Source organism: Peptoniphilus mikwangii (assembly GCF_000468535.1).
In the GTDB taxonomy this organism is placed as follows: Bacteria; Bacillota; Clostridia; order Tissierellales; family Peptoniphilaceae; genus Anaerosphaera; species Anaerosphaera mikwangii.
In genome coordinates this window covers 18,556-37,509 of the sequence record NZ_AUQY01000003.1, presented here as the reverse complement: position 1 = coordinate 37,509, position 18,954 = coordinate 18,556, and the positions used below count along the sequence as shown (strand labels likewise).

At 31.5% G+C, this 18,954-nt stretch carries 17 protein-coding genes and 3 tRNA genes; 19 read left to right on the top strand and 1 reads right to left on the bottom strand.

The features are described 5' to 3' along the window. The first annotated feature begins 27 nt into the window (after positions 1–27). From M915_RS04575 to M915_RS04525, 11 genes are all read left to right on the top strand, one after another. The gene (locus M915_RS04575; protein WP_036730001.1) at positions 28–582 is read left to right on the top strand and encodes a cyclodeaminase/cyclohydrolase family protein; all 555 of its coding nucleotides are present in this window, start codon (positions 28–30) and stop codon (positions 580–582) included. 9 nt (positions 583–591) lie between these two features. After that, entirely contained in the window at positions 592–1,932 is a 1,341-nt protein-coding gene (locus tag M915_RS04570; RefSeq protein ID WP_036729998.1) for an aminotransferase class III-fold pyridoxal phosphate-dependent enzyme, read from the top strand. Positions 1,933–1,944: 12 nt separating this feature from the next. Continuing rightward, entirely contained in the window at positions 1,945–3,480 is a 1,536-nt protein-coding gene (gene hutH / locus M915_RS04565; RefSeq protein WP_036729995.1) for a histidine ammonia-lyase, read from the top strand. A gap of 14 nt (positions 3,481–3,494) precedes the next feature. Next, entirely contained in the window at positions 3,495–4,376 is an 882-nt protein-coding gene (gene ftcD, locus M915_RS04560) for a glutamate formimidoyltransferase (RefSeq protein ID WP_036729992.1), read from the top strand. A gap of 138 nt (positions 4,377–4,514) precedes the next feature. Then, positions 4,515–4,605: transfer RNA gene (locus M915_RS04555), tRNA-Ser, on the top strand. 7 nt (positions 4,606–4,612) lie between these two features. After that, positions 4,613–4,689, top strand: a tRNA-Ile gene (locus M915_RS04550). Positions 4,690–4,791: 102 nt separating this feature from the next. Further along, positions 4,792–4,867, top strand: a tRNA-Phe gene (locus tag M915_RS04545). Between the two features lie 168 nt (positions 4,868–5,035). After that, on the top strand, positions 5,036–5,980 hold the full coding sequence (locus M915_RS04540; protein ID WP_009222614.1) for a D-2-hydroxyacid dehydrogenase: 945 nt from the start codon (positions 5,036–5,038) through the stop codon (positions 5,978–5,980). Between the two features lie 496 nt (positions 5,981–6,476). Next, positions 6,477–8,153: a MutS-related protein gene (locus M915_RS04535; protein ID WP_036729989.1), complete on the top strand. Its 1,677-nt coding sequence runs from the start codon at positions 6,477–6,479 to the stop codon at positions 8,151–8,153. Next, positions 8,150–8,755, top strand: coding sequence for a histidine phosphatase family protein (locus M915_RS04530; RefSeq protein ID WP_036729985.1), 606 nt, complete (start codon positions 8,150–8,152; stop codon positions 8,753–8,755). Before M915_RS04535 ends, M915_RS04530 begins: the two co-directional genes overlap by 4 nt. A gap of 395 nt (positions 8,756–9,150) precedes the next feature. Further along, positions 9,151–10,467, top strand: a complete 1,317-nt coding sequence (locus M915_RS04525; protein WP_036729982.1) for a sodium-dependent transporter — start codon at positions 9,151–9,153, stop codon at positions 10,465–10,467. A 260-nt stretch (positions 10,468–10,727) separates the two neighbouring features. On the opposite strand, the gene M915_RS04520 is transcribed toward M915_RS04525, so the two are convergent. Beyond that, positions 10,728–11,135, bottom strand: a complete 408-nt coding sequence (locus M915_RS04520; protein ID WP_036729979.1) for a Fur family transcriptional regulator — start codon at positions 11,133–11,135, stop codon at positions 10,728–10,730. A gap of 158 nt (positions 11,136–11,293) precedes the next feature. Here M915_RS04520 and M915_RS04515 point away from each other — a divergent pair, with 158 nt between their 5' ends. The 8 genes from M915_RS04515 (at position 11,294) to M915_RS04480 (ending at position 18,890) form a co-directional block, all read left to right on the top strand. Continuing rightward, positions 11,294–12,310: a metal ABC transporter substrate-binding protein gene (locus M915_RS04515; protein ID WP_036729976.1), complete on the top strand. Its 1,017-nt coding sequence runs from the start codon at positions 11,294–11,296 to the stop codon at positions 12,308–12,310. Then, positions 12,310–12,975 (top strand): metal ABC transporter ATP-binding protein, encoded by a 666-nt coding sequence (locus tag M915_RS04510; protein WP_036729973.1) that lies wholly within the window; start codon positions 12,310–12,312, stop codon positions 12,973–12,975. The genes M915_RS04515 and M915_RS04510 overlap by 1 nt, the downstream gene beginning before the upstream one ends. Further along, entirely contained in the window at positions 12,975–13,781 is an 807-nt protein-coding gene (locus M915_RS04505) for a metal ABC transporter permease (RefSeq protein ID WP_036729970.1), read from the top strand. Before M915_RS04510 ends, M915_RS04505 begins: the two co-directional genes overlap by 1 nt. A 65-nt stretch (positions 13,782–13,846) precedes the next feature. After that, the gene (ybaK, locus tag M915_RS04500; protein ID WP_036729967.1) at positions 13,847–14,326 is read left to right on the top strand and encodes a Cys-tRNA(Pro) deacylase; all 480 of its coding nucleotides are present in this window, start codon (positions 13,847–13,849) and stop codon (positions 14,324–14,326) included. Further along, a complete protein-coding gene (locus M915_RS04495) occupies positions 14,313–16,001 on the top strand; it encodes a phospho-sugar mutase (protein ID WP_036729964.1) in 1,689 nt (562 codons plus the stop codon). Before ybaK ends, M915_RS04495 begins: the two co-directional genes overlap by 14 nt. A 9-nt stretch (positions 16,002–16,010) precedes the next feature. Beyond that, the gene (locus tag M915_RS04490) at positions 16,011–16,922 is read left to right on the top strand and encodes a PfkB family carbohydrate kinase (protein ID WP_009222604.1); all 912 of its coding nucleotides are present in this window, start codon (positions 16,011–16,013) and stop codon (positions 16,920–16,922) included. Next, positions 16,919–17,470 carry an isochorismatase family protein gene (locus M915_RS04485; RefSeq protein ID WP_009222603.1) on the top strand — a complete coding sequence of 184 codons (552 nt, stop codon included), beginning with the start codon at positions 16,919–16,921 and terminating at the stop codon, positions 17,468–17,470. Before M915_RS04490 ends, M915_RS04485 begins: the two co-directional genes overlap by 4 nt. 97 nt (positions 17,471–17,567) lie before the next feature. Further along, positions 17,568–18,890, top strand: a complete 1,323-nt coding sequence (locus M915_RS04480; RefSeq protein ID WP_235043764.1) for a sodium-dependent transporter — start codon at positions 17,568–17,570, stop codon at positions 18,888–18,890. Positions 18,891–18,954 lie beyond the last annotated feature (64 nt).

Genomic DNA, 18,954 nt, shown 5'->3' with positions numbered 1-18,954 from the left:
TTAAATATTTAACATAAGGAGATTTTAATGGATTATAAAGAGATATTTGATTTAATTTTAGACGAAAATGATTTTACAGTTGGAGGAGGTTCATCTTCAGCTATTGCAGGAGCAATGGCGTGTGGACTTATGGGTATGGTTGCAAATTTGTCTAAAGGTAAAGCTTACGGTTATACTGATGAAGAGTATGATGCTATAATAGCCGAGCTTAATGATATGAAGGCAAATTTTTTGCAAAGTGCGGTTGATGATAATAAGGCATATATGTTGATAGTAAATGCTTATAAATTACCTAAGGAAACTGATGAACAAAAAGCTGAAAGAAAAAAAGCAATTCAAAATGCGGGTATCGAGGCTGCAAAGGTTCCTTTACTTAATGCACTTTTGAATAAAAGAGTTAACGAAATAGGAAAAGATTTACTTGAAAAGTCAAATCCTGCTTGCAAGACTGATTTAAAAGCCGGAGTAGATTTATCAAAAGTCGGTCTTGATTCCGGTAAAGCAAATGTTGAAGTAAATCTACCTCTTATAAAGAATGAAGATATAGTTAATGAATTTAAAGAAAAGATGGCACAATTATAGGTGTTAATTATGAAACAAAAAAATCAATTATTAATTTCAGAAGATGAGAAGTATATAGCTAGATGTTCAAGAGCTCCTTATCTTCCGATAGTGGCAAATAGAGCTAAGGGAGTAATAGTTGAAGATTTAGATGGAAATGAATATATTGATATGATTAGCTCGGCCTGTGTTTTAAATACAGGCTACAATCATGAAAATGTATTAGATAAAGTAAGTAAACAGTTAGATAAATTTATTCATTTTTCAAATGATTATTTTTATACGGAGCCTCAAGTTGAATTGGCAAAGAAACTTGTAAAAATAACTCCGGGAAATTTTGAAAAGAAGGTAATTTTTGGTTTTTCGGGTTCTGATTCTATAGATTCCGCTATAAAAGCGACAAGATCTTATACCGGAAGGAGTAAAATAATTTCATTTGTAGGAGCTTATCATGGTTCTACATATGGGGCTATTTCAATAAGTGCAATCGATTTGAATATGAAAAAAAGAATAGGACCGTTATTGCCGGATGTATTCCATTTTTCATATCCTCTGATAACAGAAAAGAAAAATGATGAAACAGAAGACGAGTATTCAGATAGAAAATTTGAAGAATTTAAAAAACCGTTTGACTATTATCTTCCGGTGGAAGAAGTAGCTGCAATATTTATTGAGCCGATAGCGGGAGATTTGGGGTTAATACCTCCTCCAAAGAAGTTTATGAAACTTTTTAGAAAATTTTGTAGTGAAAATGGAATTTTATTGGTAGCAGATGAAATTCAGCAAGGTTTCGGAAGAACCGGAAAGTGGTTCAGCATTGAGCATTTTGATATTGAGGCGGATTTAATTGTAATGGGCAAAGCTATGGCATCGGGTTTTCCGATGAGTGCTGTTGTCGGCAGAAGAGAAATTATAGATTCGATAGCAATGCCGGGTCAGTTATTTACATTACAGGGAAATGCGGTGTGTTCCGGTGCGGCTATTGCAACTATTGAAATAATAGAAAATGAAAAACTTTTAGATAGAGCTGTTAAGCTGGGAGATTATATAAAGGAAAGATTTAAACTGATTTCTAAAAATTCTTCAGTGATAAAAGATGTGAGAGGATTAGGATTAACAATAGGCGTTGAATTGGAAGACAGAAATAAAATAATAAGTTCTTCCGATATAGCAAAAAAAATTTGTTACAGATGCTTTGAAAAAGGTGTTATACTGATTTATATAGGCGGAAATACGTTAAGAGTTCAGCCGCCTCTTGTAATGACGAATGATGAAGCTCTAAGGGCTATGAATATAATTGAGGAAGTTTTTTGTGAATATGAGAATGGAAAGATTTCAGATTCTATTTTAGATAAAATTCAAGGTTGGTAAAGGAGAATAGCAATGGAGAGAGTAATAAAAATTAACGGAAACGATTTAACAATTGAAGATGTAGTTGCAGTTGCAAGATTTGGGGCTAAAGTTGAAATTGATGAGAATCAAAAAGCAGCTATTTTAACATCAAGACAATACGTTGAAGATGCACTTGCAAACGGACAGGCCATTTATGGAATTAATACGGGATTCGGAAAATTTTCTACAGTATCAATTTCAGAAGAACAACTTGATTTACTACAAAAAAATTTAATATATTCTGATGCTTGCGGAGTAGGAGAACCTTTTGATACAGAGGTTGTAAGAGCTATGATGATTCTTAGAGCAAATGCTGTATGTAAAGGATTTTCAGGAGTTCTGATGACAACAATAGAATGTTTGGTAAATATGCTTAATGCAGGAGTTCATCCTATTGTAAGATCTAAAGGTTCAGTAGGTTCATCAGGAGATTTGTGTCCTCTTGCACATATGGTTCTTCCTATGATGGGAGAGGGAGAGGCGGAATATAAGGGAGAGGTTCTTTCAGGTAAAGAAGCTATGCAAAGAGCCGGAGTTGAGACAATAGTTTTAAAAGCAAAAGAGGGACTTGCTCTTATAAATGGTACACAAGCCATGATGGGTAATGCGGTATTGGCTGTTTATGATGCTGAAAAGTTATTAAAACAGGCAGATATTGTAAGCTCTCTTACAGTAGATTCCCTTGAAGGTATTATAGATGCATACGATGAGAGAATTCAAATTATAAGACCTCATCAAGGTCAAATAGATGTTGCGGAAAATATGAGAAGGTTGCTTGAAGACTCAAAGAGAGTTACAAGACAGGGAGAAAAAAGAATGCAGGATGCTTATTCTTTAAGATGTATTCCGCAAGTTCACGGAGCATCAAGACTTGCATTTGAATATGTAAAGAAAACAGTGGAAACAGAAATAAATTCAGTTACAGATAATCCGTTAATTTTCCCGGGAGAAAACGGGGCTTGTATATCAGGAGGAAATTTCCATGGACAACCTATTGCAATTGCAATGGATACACTTGGAATTTTAGCATCTGAAATTGCGAATATTTCAGAAAGAAGAATTGAAAAATTAGTAAACCCTGCACTTTCTCACGGACTACCGGCATTTCTTGTAAAGCATGGCGGAATTAATGACGGATTTATGATTCCTCAATATGTTGCGGCAGCATTAGTATCTGAAAATAAAGTTCTTGCTCATCCTGCATGTGTAGATTCAATTCCTACATCTGCAAATCAAGAGGACCATGTAAGTATGGGTACAATCGGAGCAAGAAAGGCAAGAACAATAATAAATCATGCACAACACGTTATAAGCATTGAACTTTTATGTGGAGCTCAAGCAGCTGATTTTGGTGAAACAAACAGTTTAGGAAAAGGTTCAATTGAGGCATATAAATTATTAAGAGAAAAAGTAGACTTCATGGAAAATGATGTTATTTTCTATCCGGATATGGATAAGGCATTTGAATTGGTAGAGTCAGGAAAATTATTAGATAGAGTGGAACAGGCAGTAGGAAAGCTTAAATAATAAGGGAGATAATAATGAGTAAAGTATTAATGGCTGAAGTAAATATTAGTGAAGGCACAAATTTAGATTTAGTAAATGAGGTTAAAGATGCTTTTTTGTCTGTTGACGGAATAACTGTTGTAGATATAGATTCAAATGAAGATCATAACAGAACTGTATTTACTTATAAGGGAGAACCTGAAGATGTTTTAGAAGCAACAAAAAGACTTGCAGCAAAAGCGGTAGAGCTCATAGATATGACGAAGCACAAAGGGTCACATCCCAGAATGGGTGCGGTAGATGTTGTACCGTTTATTCCTGTTAGAGAAGTTACAACTGATGAGGCTGTTGAAATTTCTAAGAGATTCGGTAAATACTTGGGAGAACTTGGAGTTCCTGTTTATTTCTATGAAGATACTCAAGAACGTGAATATAGAAAAGCTCTTCCTAAAATCAGAAAAGGTCAATATGAAGCTCTTGAAGAAAAAATGAAAGATCCTGAGTGGGAACCTGATGAAGGACCTAAGGAATTTAATCCTAAGTCTGGAGCAACTGTTACAGGAGCAAGATTTCCTCTTGTAGCATTTAACATTAATCTTGATACACATGATATTGAAATAGGTAAAAAAATAGTTAAATCGGTAAGAGCTGCTGCAGGCGGATATACTTTTATAAGAGCAATAGCATTAGAGCTTGAAGAAAGAAAACAAATTCAAGTTTCTATGAATATGATAAATTATGAAAAAACTCCTATACACAGAGTTTTTGAAACTATAAAATCAGAAGCACAACGCTACAATGTAAATGTTGTTGATACTGAACTTGTAGGTCCGGTACCTATATATGCACTAAGAGATGTATTAGATTTCTATTTGAGAATTGCTGACAGCTTCTCTGTAGATCAAATATATTTTTAGTAATATAACTTACCTGTAAAAATATGGAAGGAGAAATTCCTTCCATATTTTTAAAATATAATTAAATTTAGTATTGACAATATTGTTTTGATACCCTATAATGAATAAAGTAATTTAACAAAAAATAACCGACTAATTGGAGAAATACTCAAGAGGCTGAAGAGGCTCCCCTGCTAAGGGAGTAGGGCTCGATAGGGTCGCGAGGGTTCAAATCCCTCTTTCTCCGCCAATGGTGAGGGCCTTTAGCTCAGTCGGTTAGAGCGCCCGGCTCATAACCGGTAGGTCCGGGGTTCGAGTCCCTGAAGGCCCACCATATTTTGCCTGATACTTAGCCTTTGGGCTAAGTATTGATGGCAATATTTTTAAGTTAAGACGAAATAAATTTGTTTAAGAAGAAAACAGTAAAATTAAATATGCCCAGATAGCTCAGTCGGTAGAGCAGAGGACTGAAAATCCTCGTGTCGCTGGTTCGATTCCGGCTCTGGGCACCACAAGGCTACAGATGTCGGTTTGATGTCTGTAGTTTTTTTATGAAACAATACATTTTAAATTATTTTTATAATTTAAAATGTAGGTTGAAAAAGAAGAGTAACTTAGGTACAATGAAAGTGTATGAAGATGTAGTGGATACATAATAATAAGTTAAAGGAGAGATTTTAATGAAAGCATTGATTATTGACTACATGTCGGATATTATTGATGAAGAGTTAGTGAAACTTGGTTTTGAGGTTGATAAGGTTATGCTACCTACTGCTGAAAAGTTAGCAGAGATAATAGCACCCTATGATCTACTTTGTATGAGAGTTGACCCACATATTAGAAAAGAAGTTATAGATGCAGCTACAAATCTAAAAGCTATAATGGTAGGTTCAACAGGAATGAACCATGTTGATGTTGAGTATGCAAAGTCAAAGGGAATAGAAGTTTGCAATTCACCGGGACTAAATGCAAACGCAGTAGCAGAACTTGTAATCGGAAAGATGCTTGAAACTTATAGAAACTCATTCCAAGCAATTGATGAAGTTAAAAATAAGCATATTTGGAATAAATATAGATGGATTGGTAGAGAAGTTAGAAATAAGACTTTAGGTATAATCGGATTTGGAGCAATTGGAAGAAGAGTTGCTGAAATAGCACATGTACTTCATATGGATGTTATTGCATATGATCCTTTTGTTAAACCGGAAAATAATCCGATTGAATATGTAAAAATTATTTCTCTTGATGAAGTAATTGAAAATTCAGACATTATAACATTGCACGTTCCTCTAACTCCTGATACAAAGGATATGTTAAATGCTGCTGCAATGGAAAGAATGAAGGATGGAGCAGTTATTATTAACTGTGCAAGAGGTGGAATTGTAAACGAAGCTGACCTTTACAAATATATTAAGAATGGTAAACTTGGCGGAGCAAACTTAGATACTCTTGCAGATGAACTTGGAACAGGCGGACTTGATTCACAAGATGCTCACATCGAGTCTCCATTATTTGAATTAGATAGAGTTTTTGTAACTCCTCATGTTGGCGGTTCAACAATAGATGCACAAGATGACATCGGAAGAGTTGTAGTTCAAAACGTTAAAAAAGTTTTTAATTTATAATTAAAATTGAAATTAAAATGCACTTATACTTTGATTGTAAGTGCATTTTTTATTTATAAATTTGAAAAATTTTTAAACAAATAGTATAATTTTCACATAAACTATAGTTTAGGGAGATAATAAAATGAAAAAATACATGGTATCGTTAATGTGGTTTTTTGTAGGTATTGTTTTTATTATTGTCGGATATATTCAAAAACAGAGTATTTATTATATATTGGGCATTGTATATATATTTTTCGGAATTAGAACTCTTCGCAGTGTTTTGTAAAGTATTAATTATGAACTTGGAGTTGTTTTTCAACATAAAACTATGACTATAATTATTTTTATATTTTTTGTAAAATCAACTATTATATTTTTTAGTAAAAACATAACAGGCAGTATTTTACTGTAATAAATGAAATGATTTTTTTAGCGGACTAATAATATTTATATAAAATCGATAGATGTAAAAGAATAGATAACATACTATATTTTGGAGGATAATATAGGGATGGATAATTTAAAAATGTATGACGGATTGCAATATTTTTTATTTATAATAATTTTTATTATCGGATTTCTATTTATTGCTGAATTTTTAAGAAAGGCTAAGTATCTAAGATTGTTAAGAGAAAAAGTCTATTATGACTTTGGCAGAAGTCCATCTGATGACAATAGAAATTTAAAAGTTATTTCAAAGCTGTACGAACTTGGCGAAAAGTCTGATTACACTATTGACGATATAACTTTTAATGATTTGAATATGGATAGTGTGTTTAGAAAATTTGATCATACGAAATCTACAATCGGTTCACAATATTTATTTAAGTTTTTGCGAAGTCCGGTGTTCAATAAAGCTCATCACGATAAATTAAAAAGTATTAGAGAGTATTTTATTGAAAATGAAGAACAGGCAAAGGAAATTCAACTTGAATTTGCAAAGGTCGGCAATTTTAAGAGGGATATAATTCAAATTTTTTATGAAGGTATAGATTATGAAAGATTTGCGGCATACAAGTTGCCAACATATGTACTTTCGTTTTCAGTTCCTTTAATTTTAATCGCAGGATATATAAATAAAGGTTTTGGAATTATAGCAGGAACTTGTCTGATACTTCTTAATATATATTTTTCAAATAAGATGAAAAAGGCAACTTTAGGTAGGGTTTTAGATTTTATAAATATTTATGATGTTTTATTACTTGCAAAGGATATTGAAAATATAAATTGCGATGTTATTTCCGAAGAATTGGATAGAATTAGAGAAATAAATGTCACTCTTAAAAGTATAAGAAAAAAAGTCGGCAGTGCAAGAATTGCTTCAAATTCACAGGATACAGATTTGTTAAAGAATCTAATAGATGTTTTAATAATGTATAATGCGAGAAATTTCTTTAAAACAGCAGATGCAATAAATTTAAACAGAGATATTCTAATTGAATTGTATGAGCTGCTTGGGAAAATTGAGGTATATATTGCAATGACATCTCTATATTTGGCGATAGATGCAAAAGATGTGGAATATGTAGATGAAGATTTTTGTCTTAGTGCTAAAAATTTAAGACATCCTCTTTTAAATCGAGAAACTCAGGTTCCATCAAATTTTAATTTTGATTATGAGAATGTTTTAATTACAGGTTCAAATGCATCGGGCAAGTCAACTTTTTTAAGAAGTATTTCAATTTCAAATATAATGGCTATGACTTTAGGGTTTGTAATGGCTGATGAGTATAGAACATCTATGTTTTATTTGCAAAGTGCGATAGATATAAGAGATTCTATTGAAGAGTCGATGAGTTATTTTCTTGCAGAAACTCTTGCAATAAAGAGAATGATAGATGAAAGTAAAGTTAAAAAATTAGTTGTACTTGATGAAATATTTAAGGGGACTAATACGGTAGACAGAATATCTGCGGCATATAATACATTAAAATATCTTGCGAACGACAGAAAGATTATAGCGGCTACTCATGATATTGAACTTACAAACTTATTAAAAGATACATTTAAAAATTATCATTTTGAGGAAGAAATTAAAGATGATGATATATTATTTGATTACATTATAAGAAAGGGGCCTGCAATAAGCAGAAATGCTATTGAGATTTTAAGGGTTAAGGGCTATCCTGATGAGATTGTAAATAATGCAAGAAAAATGGCAGAGGAGCTTTTTGAAGAAAAATTATGAAGATTTATTTTACAAGACATGGACAAACTTATTGGAATAGAGAAAATAGAATACAGGGACATTTAGATTCACCCTTAACCGAGGATGGAATAAAAATGGCATATTCATTAAAAGAACAATCAAAAGATGTGAAATTTGATCATATATATTCTTCGGATTTAGGGAGAGCATATGAAACTGCAAAAATAATTGCGGGAGAAAGAGATATAATTCAAACAAAGCTGCTTAGAGAAATAAATGTGGGAAGTTGGAGCGGTGAACTCTTTGAAGATATAAAATTTAAGGATAAGGAATTATATGAAAAATATTTTAATGAACCGCAGAATTATTATAGAGCTGACGGAGAAAGTATACATGACTTGAATGACAGAATTCAAAAATTTTTTAAGAGTTATGTTTATGAAAGTAATGATGAAAATATACTTATAGTAAGTCATGGAATAACTATAATTTCAATTTTAAATTTAATAGAAGGGGTTGGAGTAGATAAATTTTGGACTAACAGAGTAAGGAGAAATGCAAAATTTAATATTGCCAGCTATGAAAACGGAGAATTCAAAATGTTAGTTAAAGCACCTAAAAATGAAATTATGACCATTTAATTAAGAATTACTATTATTTAATTAGACATTTCTTTGATATTTTTAATAAAAAATACACATTTCTTTAATTAAATTTGCACAAAACTTGTTTAATATAGACAATGTAATTTATTGATGTTCTCTTCTTCAATAAATTAATTCCTCTTGTTAATTATATTTATATGAAAAGTCCTCTTACATAAGAGGGCTTTTTGTGTTGTAATTTTATTTGAAATAATTTTAAAAATAGTATCATAAATATTATTATAAGAAATAGTTTATAGTAGTGAGATTATAATCTTACTATTTTTATAAAAAATTCACTATATTGGTTTAAATGGGTTTACAATTGTTCTAATTTGTGTTAAACTTTAAAAAATTATTAAAAATAATATTAGAATTGAGGGGATTGCATTATGAAAGATAAGAAAAACTTCTCTTCCCAATGGGGTTTTATACTTGCATGTGTGGGAAGTGCCGTAGGTATGGCAAATGTTTGGGGATTTCCATTTAGAATAGGTTCTCTTGGAGGAAGTGCATTTCTAATAGCATATTTAATTTTTGTTGCGATATTCAGTTATGTTGGTCTTAGTGCGGAATATGCAATAGGCAGACATACCGGAACTGGAACTTTAGGTTCTTATGAATATGTATTTAAAAGCAGGGGACACAAAAAACTCGGTAAAATTGTAGGATGGATACCTCTTATAGGTTCTTTTTGTATAGCGGTAGGATATTCTGTAATAGTTGCATATGTTTTAAAAGCTTTATTTCAATCTGTTACCGGAAGTATTATGTTGGTAGATACAAAGGCATGGTTTGAGTCATTTGCACTGACCAAGTATTCAGTAATCCCGTATCATTTAGTTATTGTATTTGGAGTTATAATAACACTTGTAGTAGGTACAAAGGGAATTGAAAAGACAAATAAAATAATGATGCCGTTATTTTTTATATTGTTCTGTATCTTAGCAGTCAGAGTTTTATTTTTAAAAGATTCTTTTGAAGGGTATAGCTTTATGTTCAGACCGGAGTGGAAAGATTTGACAAATCCAAAGGTTTGGATATTTGCAATGGGGCAAGCTTTCTTTTCACTATCAGTTACAGGAAGCGGAATGATTGTATACGGAGCATATTTGCCAAAAGAAAGTGATATAGTAAAAAGTTCGGTAAATACTGCATTTTTTGATACAATAGCAGCTATTGTTGCATCTCTTGTAATAATTCCGGCATGTTTCTCTTACGGAGTAGATGTTTCATCAGGACCGGGACTGCTTTTTGTAACACTTCCTGCAATACTTCAAGACATTCCGTTTGGAAGAGTATTTGCAATAGTTTTGTTTTTAGCGGTTGTATTTGGAGGAATTACTTCATTACAAAATATGTTTGAAGTTGTAATTGAGTCAATTATGTATAAATTCCCAAATTTTAAAAGAAGAAATATCTTGGCGGTACTTGCAATATCATTATTTGCTATAAGTGTAAATATGGAAGCAATATTTATTTGGGGACCGTGGATGGATTTCGTATCTATTTATATAATACCGATTGGAGCATTACTTGGAGCACTAACTTGGTTCTGGATACTTGATCCGAAAGAATTATTATCTGAAATTAATGTCGGAAGTAGTAAAAAATATTCTTCTTCATGGCATTTTATCGGAAAATATATTTATGTACCGCTTGCGGCAATATTGTGTTTTATTGCAGTTGTAAAAGGCATTTCATTTTAATATGGAAACAATTTAAATTTTGAACTTAAAAATTAAAAGAAATATTATATTGTGATTTAAGAAACAGTAAGTCAAATTGATATGATACTCCATAAGTAGACAAGATAAATAACCAAAACTACTTATGGAGTTTTTTATTGTTCAAAATGAAAATATAGGGAAAAGATTTCAAACAAAGATTAATTTATTAAGTATTTAATATATTATCAATAATTGTAATAAATAAGTAAGGACGCTTCTATAGCGTCCTTGTTAATTTCTTATTTTATGTCTTGACATTTAGGGCATATACCTTTTAATTCTATGCTATGACCTGTAACCTTATAACCTGTAGTACTTGATACTTCTTTTTCAAACGGTTCCATTGGACATTCTGAAATAGGTTCTATTTCACCGCATTTTGTACAAACTATGTAATGTTTATGAGAATGAGTGTGCATTTCATAATAGCATATACCGTTTTGTTGTAAAGTTTTTCTTAAGATACCCAAATCTGCAAGCTGATTAAGTATTCTATATACTGTTGCAATACTTCTACAACTTGAATGTGGTATTTTTGAGTAGACTTCATCAGCAGAAATTGCATTATTACATTTACTTAATAACTTTAGGATTTCAACTCTACCCTTAGTAATCTTTAAGTTATGTTTCTTCAACAATTTTTCCATAAAAACACCTCTTTTGACTATTATACGATAGAAATATGAAAATATAAATAATAATTAACTTATTAAAAAATACTCTTTACAATAATTTAAATAAAAGGTAGAATTATAAAAGCAAACAATTTAAGAATGATTATTATTTATATTAAGGAGGAAGAAAGATGAATAGAAAATTAAAATTGTTTTCAATAATTATAGTGCTTATTGTATTTACTGTCGGATGTGGCAATGTTGGAGATAAAAATAATAAGACTGATGAAGAAACTGAAGGTAAATTAAAGGTATATGCTTCTATATACCCTATGTATGATTTTGCAGATAAGATTGGTGGAGATAAGATAGATTTAAATCTTGTAATACCTAACGGACAAGAACCTCATGATTGGGAGCCTAGTCAAGATGATATAAAGAAACTTGAAAATGCGGATGTTTTCATTTATAATGGAGCTGGACTTGAGTCATGGACAGATGATGTGTTATCTTCTGTTAATAACAAGGACTTAGCTGTTGTTGAGGCAAGTGATAGAATAGAGTTAATTGAAGGGCAACATCATCATCATGAAGAACATGAAGAAGTAGAAGAGCATAATCATCATCATGAAGAACATGAAGAAGCAAAAGAGCATAACCATCACCATGAAGAAGAACATGAACACGGACTTGATCCACATGTTTGGATTTCTCCTAAAAATGCAATAATTGAACTTGAAAATATAGCAAAAGCATTTTCTGAGAAGGATCCTGGAAATGCACAATACTATAATGCAAATCTTGAAAAATATAAGGCTGAATTTGAACAATTAGATAAGCTTTATGCAGAAGAACTTGCAAAAGTTCCAAATAGGACTATTGTAGTTTCTCATGAAGCTTATGGATATTTATGTCATGAGTATGGTCTTGAGCAAGTTGGTATTGAAGGAGTTAATGCCGAGTCTGAACCTGATGCAAAAACTATGGCGCAAATTATTGAGTTTGTGAGAGAAAAGGGAATAAATACGATTTTTACGGAAGAATTAATTGAGCCTAAGGTTGCTGATACCATTGCTGCTGAAACAGGCGCAAAGACAGTGGTCTTAAGTCCGTTAGAAGCTCTTTCTGAAGAAGAAATTGAAGCAAAAGCGGATTATGTTTCAATAATGAAGTCTAATTTAGAAAAGTTAGTTGAGGCTTTAAAATAGTGAATGATGTAATTCTTAATGTATCTAATTTGAGTTTTGGATATAACAGAGAAAAAATTTTTAATAATGTGAATTTTGAAGTCGACAAGGGTGATTTTGTTGCTCTTGTCGGGCCAAATGGAGCCGGAAAATCCACTTTGATTAAACTTATTTTAGGACAGCTAAGTCCAAATGATGGTAGAGTGGATTTATTTTTAAATGAAAAATTGGGATATAGAGATGTTGGATATGTTCCGCAACTTGGAATTGGTTCGAGTTATACTTTTCCAATTACTGTTGGCGAACTCGTTTCATTATCATTGCATGATGAAACAAGAGGATTTAAAGTCTTTAAGTGTAATTATAAGGATAAAGTTCTTGATGCATTGTTGCAAGTTGGAATGGAAGATGAAATAAACTCACTTTATTATCAGCTTTCCGGCGGACAAAGACAACGCGTCTTAATTGCAAAAGCACTTGTTTCAAATCCAAGTTTTTTGATTTTGGATGAACCTACTAATGGGATAGATTTTGAAACAAGACAGAAATTATTTAGTCTATTGCATCATTTAAATGTGGCTCACGGAATAACAATACTTATGATTACTCATGAATTATCGGATATTGAAAATTATATAAGTAAATTATATAAGCTTTTTGACGGTAGAATTGAGAGGTGCAAATAATGGAGATTTTCAGATATTCATACATGATTAAAGCCATGCTTGTAGGATTTGTACTTTCGATAATAATACCATTTATGGGAATCGTAATAGTGAATAAAAAAATATCTGTAATCGGAGATGCATTATCTCATGTTTCTCTGGCAGGTGTTATGATTGGTCTTATAAGTGGAATCACACCAACTTTAGGTGCAGTAGTAACATGTATTTTTGCAGGACTTATGCTTGAATATATAAGAAAAAAATTTCCGAGTTATCAAGAAATTTCAACAGCAATTATTATGTCGACAGGAATTGGACTTGCATCAATTCTTTCAGGTTTTGTTAAGAAAGCTGCAAATTTTGAGTCCTTTTTATTTGGTAGCATAATTGCCATATCTCCTGTTGAATTTTATCTTATAATAATTATCTCAATAGTTGTATTTTTTACATTTTTATATTTATATAGAGATCTTATGCACATATCGTTTGATGAAACCAGCGCAAGACTTTCAGGAATAGATGTGGATAGAGTTAATACTATATTTATGATATTAATTGCAATTACAATTTCTGTTGCCGCCAAGACGGTAGGTATACTTATAATTTCATCTCTAATGGTTGTACCGGTAGCATGTGCTATGAAATTTGAGGTTGGATATTTTAAAACTATAATAATTTCGTCATTATTTGGAGTTCTATTTACAATGTCAGGGCTTGTAATATCCTTTTATTTAGGATTAAAACCGGGAGGTACCATAGTTTTAATTGGAGTAATTACACTTCTTGTTATTTTGGCATTTAGCGGCAGAATAAGTAAAAAAAGATGAAAAAGTTTATAATATGTTGTAAAATGAAGTATATATTCTATACTTCATTTTTTTTGGAGGAAAATATGAAAAAAACTAATGCAGTGAGAATTTTGGATAGCAATAAAGTTGAATATGACATAGTTGAATATTCTATTGATGGAGGAATTTCGGGGGTAGAGGTTGCAAGTTCACTTGGAGAGCCTGTTGAATGTGTATATAAAACATTGGTAACAGTTTCTAAAAATGAACATTATGTATTTGTAATACCTGTTGCATGTGAACTTGATTTAAAAAAGGCTGCATGCATAAGCGGAGAAAAGAAAATAGAAATGCTACATAGTAGAGATTTGTTAAAGACTACAGGATATATACATGGCGGTTGTTCTCCCATCGGTATGAAGAAGCAGTTTAAAACTTACCTAGATATAACTGCTGAGGATAGAGAATATATCTATGTAAGCGGAGGTAAGATAGGTATGCAAGTGAAGTTAAAACCGGCTGATTTAATGAAGCTTATAGATGCAAAATTTGAAGATTTAACAAAGGAAGATGAAAATGTATAAAGAAAGAATGAATGCTTGGCTAAATAGTCAAGTGATAAGTGAAGAATCAAAAGAAGAGATAAGAAGTATTAAAGATGAAACAGAACTTGAAGATAGATTTTATCAAGATCTTGAATTTGGGACAGCAGGTCTTAGAGGTATTGTAGGGGCAGGAACTAACAGAATGAATGAGTATGTTATAGCAAGAGCATCTCAAGGGCTTGCAAATACAATTAAAAATCACGGTGAAGAAGCGGTTAAGAGAGGAATTGTAATAGCTCATGATGTCAGATTTATGTCGGAGGAATTTACAGAAATAGCTGCAAGAGTATTTGCAGCTAATGGAATAAAGACATATTTATTTGACGATATAAGACCTACACCAATGCTGTCTTATGCCGTAAGATATTTAAAGACGGTTTCAGGTATTGTAGTAACCGCAAGTCATAATCCGAAACAATATAACGGATATAAAGTTTATTGGAAAGAAGGCTCACAAATATTAGATGATATAGCAAATGAAATATTATCTGAAATAAAAAATCTTGACTTTGAAGATGTAATTACAATGGACTATGATGAAGCAATTGAAAAAGGATTAATTGAAATATTAGATCATACTATAGATCAAAGCTATTATAAAGATACACTTGCAAAGGGAATTAATGATGATTTAGATAAGGACATATGTGTAGTATATACTCCATTAAATGGAACGGGAAATAAACCTGTAAGACATATATTGAGAGAAAGAGGATTTACAAATATAAATGTGGTACCGGAACAAGAAAATCCCGATCCTACATTTGCAACAGTAGGATATCCTAATCCGGAAGATATTAAAGCATTTAAATATTCGGTTGAACTTGCAAAAAAAATAAATGCAGATCTTATTGTAGCAACAGATCCGGACTGTGACAGAGTTGCAATTATGGGAAAACAAAAAGACGGAGAATATTATGCATTCAACGGAAATCAAACGGGAGCATTATTATTGTATTATATACTTAATTCACTAAATCAAAGGAATTTAATTTCTAAAAATGGTGCAATAGTAAAATCTATAGTTACGGGAGATTTAGGAAAGACGATAGCGGAAAGTTTGTCCGTCAAATGCTATGAAACATTGACAGGTTTTAAAAATATCTGTTCACTTCCAAATAAGTGGGATATATCAAAAGAATCTGAATTTATATTCGGATATGAAGAGAGTATAGGATATGTATTCGGAAATCATGTAAGAGATAAAGATGGAGTAATATCATCTATGATGATAGTTGAAATGGCATCCTATTATAAAAAAATGGGTAAAAACCTTGTAGATGTATTATACGAAATATATGAGAAATATGGATATTTTAAAGAACATTTAATGAGTATTGTACTTGACGGAATGGAAGGAAAAGAGAGAATTTTAAGGATGATGAAATTCTTTAGAGAAAGCGGTTTTAAAGAGTTTGCAGGACTGAAGGTAAAAGAAGAAATAGATTATAAGAATGGATATAAGGATGTGGGAAAATCCAATGTTCTTATATATCACCTTGAAGATGGTTCATGGTTTGCGGTAAGACCGTCAGGTACAGAGCCTAAGATAAAATTATATATATATGCAAAAGATGTTGCAGAAGATGTTGCAGAAAATAAAGTAGGAGAAATTAAGGAAGATGTTTTAAGTAAATTATACAGTGTAAAATAGGAGGGAGCTATGATAGTTTTTTGCGACTTTAATCCTAAATTGACAAGAAGCTACAAGGTTGTCGACTTTGTAAAAAATTCTGAAAATGTGTATAGTGAAAGCAGAACTTATGCAAGCGGATATGGAATTGATATGCTTACATTTCTTATGCAGCTTGGAGATAGACCGAGATTAATTACTTTTTTAGGCGGACAAAATGGAGTTTTAATTAGAGAAAACCTTGATGCTGTTAAGGCTGACTATGATTTCATAAAAATCAAAGATGAAAGTTCAGAGGAAATTTTAATTAAGAGCAGAAGCTTGAAGACAATAGTTCGTAGTAAATTACCGAGAATCACAACAGAAGATGAAGAGAATTTATATACTATGTTTGCTCGTGAGATATCTTTTGAAAAATTTGTGTGTATACCGCAAAATGACAGTTTCATAAGAGATGAATTATATGAAAGCTTGATAAAATTATGTTATAAAGAGGGAATTAAAGTTGCAGTAGTTGTTACTGAACTTGAAAATTTAAAAAATTCTAAACCATATATGATGATAGTTGACAAGGAACAGCTTGAATATTATACAAATCTTAAAATAAAAACTCAGACGGAAGTTGTAAGTGCAGCCGGTGTAATTTTAGATAGCGGTACGGGAATAATTATAGTAAATTCTGAAAAAGGATGTGTAATAGTAACTAAGAATAAAAGTTATGGTGTGAATTTTGAAGAGTTAAAATATTCCGTTTCAAGAATTAATAAAAATTTAATGCTTGCAGCAATAGCATTTGGTATTGAAAGAGAATATGATTTTGAAACTACAATAAAACTTGGAATTGCATCTTCAATAATTGAAAATTTTATAAAGTTCAGAATGATTACAATGGCAGATATCAAAAAGATTATGGCGGAAATTGAGCTTAAGGAGATAATATGAAAAATTTTAGTTTAGATAGAGAAAAAACATTATTCTTATTTGTAGATATACAAGATAAGTTACTTGCAGCAATTGATAACAGAGAAGAAGTACTTAAAAATTCAAAAATTTTAGCTCAAATGGTAAGTATCATGAATATCAACAGTATGATAACTGTTCAATATCCTAAGGGACTTGGATATACAAATAACAGTATAAAAGAATTTTTAAAAGATACTGAGGAAATAGAAAAGAAATCATTCAGTTGCATGTTAAATGATGAATTTAAAAAGAAAATTTCTGATTCAGGAAAAAGTCAAGTGGTGTTGTGTGGAATCGAGGCTCATATTTGTGTACTTTTAACTGCGAGAGATTTAATAAAAGCGGGATATGAAGTTTTTATTGCAAGTGATGCGATAGGCTCAAGAAGTAAATTTAATTATAAAAATGCAATGAGTCAACTTAAAGAAATGGGTTGTGTACTTTCTAATGTTGAGTCGATTATGTTTGATTTAAATTCGGTTGCAGGAACAGAAGAATTTAAATCAGTTCAAAAATTAATACTTTAATTAAATGCTATAAATTGATATAATAATAAAGATTACACTTAATATTTTAAATGTAATCTTTTATTATTTATAAAATTTGATTGAGGGCGGTGATATTTTGGATAATAAATACAGCAGAGATAAATTCAATACAGGATGGGGTTTTATATTAGCTTGTATAGGTTCGGCGGTTGGAATGGGAAATATTTGGATGTTTCCGATAAGAGTTCATAAATTCGGAGGGGCTGCGTTTCTAATTCCGTATTTACTTTTTGTATTATTGATAGGAAGAATAGGAATAATAGAAGAAATGTCCCTTGGAAGAGCGTTCAAGTCAGGACCGCTTGGAGCTTTTAATGCAGCTACAAAGACAAGAGGAAGTTCCGTTGGAAAATATATAGGTATTATTCCCGTAATAGGTTCTTTTGGAATAGCCGTCGGGTATAGTGTTGTAGTAGCATGGATAATTAGATTTGTATTGGGAGCTTTTACAGGTTCAATGTTAAATTCTGCTAATAGCGGAGAATATTTCGGAGCTATAGCAGGTCTCTTCGGGTCTATTATTTGGCACTTAATAGCAATTATAATATGTTTTATAATAATGGTATTTGGAATATCTAACGGAATAGAAAAAGTAAATAAAATTATGATGCCGGCATTCTTTGTGCTTTTTGTCGTACTTGCAATAAAAATTGCAACGGTTGAGGGAGCGGCGGATGGTTATAATTATTTATTAACTCCGGATTGGTCTAAACTTGCAAATTCACAAACTTGGATTTATGCACTTGGACAATCTTTTTTCTCGCTTTCTCTTGCGGGGAGTGGAACTGTAGTATATGGTTCATATTTAAACGATAATGAGAATGCACCGCGTTCTGCAAAATTTACTGCAATCTTTGATACAGCTGCCGCTATTCTTGCAGCAATGGTAATAACTCCTGCTATATACGCTTATAAGATAGAAACATCAGGCGGACCGCCATTGATGTTCATAACAATGCCTGAGATTTTTAAAAATATGTATGGCGGAAGAATATTTTCAATAATATTTTTTGTAGCAGTATTGTTTGCGGGAATAACATCACTTATAAATTTATATGAAACACCGGTTGAAATGATAGAGCAAAAATTTAAACTTTCAAGAGCGACATCAGTGGGTATAGTTTTATCCATCGGATTTATAGTCGGAATATTTATAGAAAATGGGAACACACTTGGAATGTGGATGGATGCAGTCAGCATTTATATAATTCCGTTTGGTGCGCTTCTTTCGGCAATAATGTTTTCTTGGATATGCAGTAAAGAGTTTGTGCTTAAAGAAGTATCAAAAGGTTGTTTAAATCCGGTGCGGGAAGGATATTATTACATGTTAAAATATTTGTACTGCGGAGTTACACTTGCAGTATATTTAATAGGATTATTTAAAGGAAGTATAGGATAGTTATGAGATTAATCTCATAACTTTACTTTTTGTTAAGTAAATATTAGAATAAATTAGAGGTGAT

Coding starts and splice junctions, on each gene's coding strand:
- M915_RS04575 (WP_036730001.1), top strand. CDS start 28: ATGGATTATAAAGAGATATTTGATTTAATTTTAGACGAAAATGATTTT.
- M915_RS04485 (WP_009222603.1), top strand. CDS start 16,919: ATGAAAAATTTTAGTTTAGATAGAGAAAAAACATTATTCTTATTTGTA.
- hutH (WP_036729995.1), top strand. CDS start 1,945: ATGGAGAGAGTAATAAAAATTAACGGAAACGATTTAACAATTGAAGAT.
- M915_RS04505 (WP_036729970.1), top strand. CDS start 12,975: ATGGAGATTTTCAGATATTCATACATGATTAAAGCCATGCTTGTAGGA.
- M915_RS04520 (WP_036729979.1), bottom strand. CDS start 11,135: ATGGAAAAATTGTTGAAGAAACATAACTTAAAGATTACTAAGGGTAGA.
- M915_RS04525 (WP_036729982.1), top strand. CDS start 9,151: ATGAAAGATAAGAAAAACTTCTCTTCCCAATGGGGTTTTATACTTGCA.
- M915_RS04570 (WP_036729998.1), top strand. CDS start 592: ATGAAACAAAAAAATCAATTATTAATTTCAGAAGATGAGAAGTATATA.
- M915_RS04540 (WP_009222614.1), top strand. CDS start 5,036: ATGAAAGCATTGATTATTGACTACATGTCGGATATTATTGATGAAGAG.
- ftcD (WP_036729992.1), top strand. CDS start 3,495: ATGAGTAAAGTATTAATGGCTGAAGTAAATATTAGTGAAGGCACAAAT.
- M915_RS04490 (WP_009222604.1), top strand. CDS start 16,011: ATGATAGTTTTTTGCGACTTTAATCCTAAATTGACAAGAAGCTACAAG.
- M915_RS04530 (WP_036729985.1), top strand. CDS start 8,150: ATGAAGATTTATTTTACAAGACATGGACAAACTTATTGGAATAGAGAA.
- ybaK (WP_036729967.1), top strand. CDS start 13,847: ATGAAAAAAACTAATGCAGTGAGAATTTTGGATAGCAATAAAGTTGAA.
- M915_RS04495 (WP_036729964.1), top strand. CDS start 14,313: ATGAAAATGTATAAAGAAAGAATGAATGCTTGGCTAAATAGTCAAGTG.
- M915_RS04535 (WP_036729989.1), top strand. CDS start 6,477: ATGGATAATTTAAAAATGTATGACGGATTGCAATATTTTTTATTTATA.
- M915_RS04515 (WP_036729976.1), top strand. CDS start 11,294: ATGAATAGAAAATTAAAATTGTTTTCAATAATTATAGTGCTTATTGTA.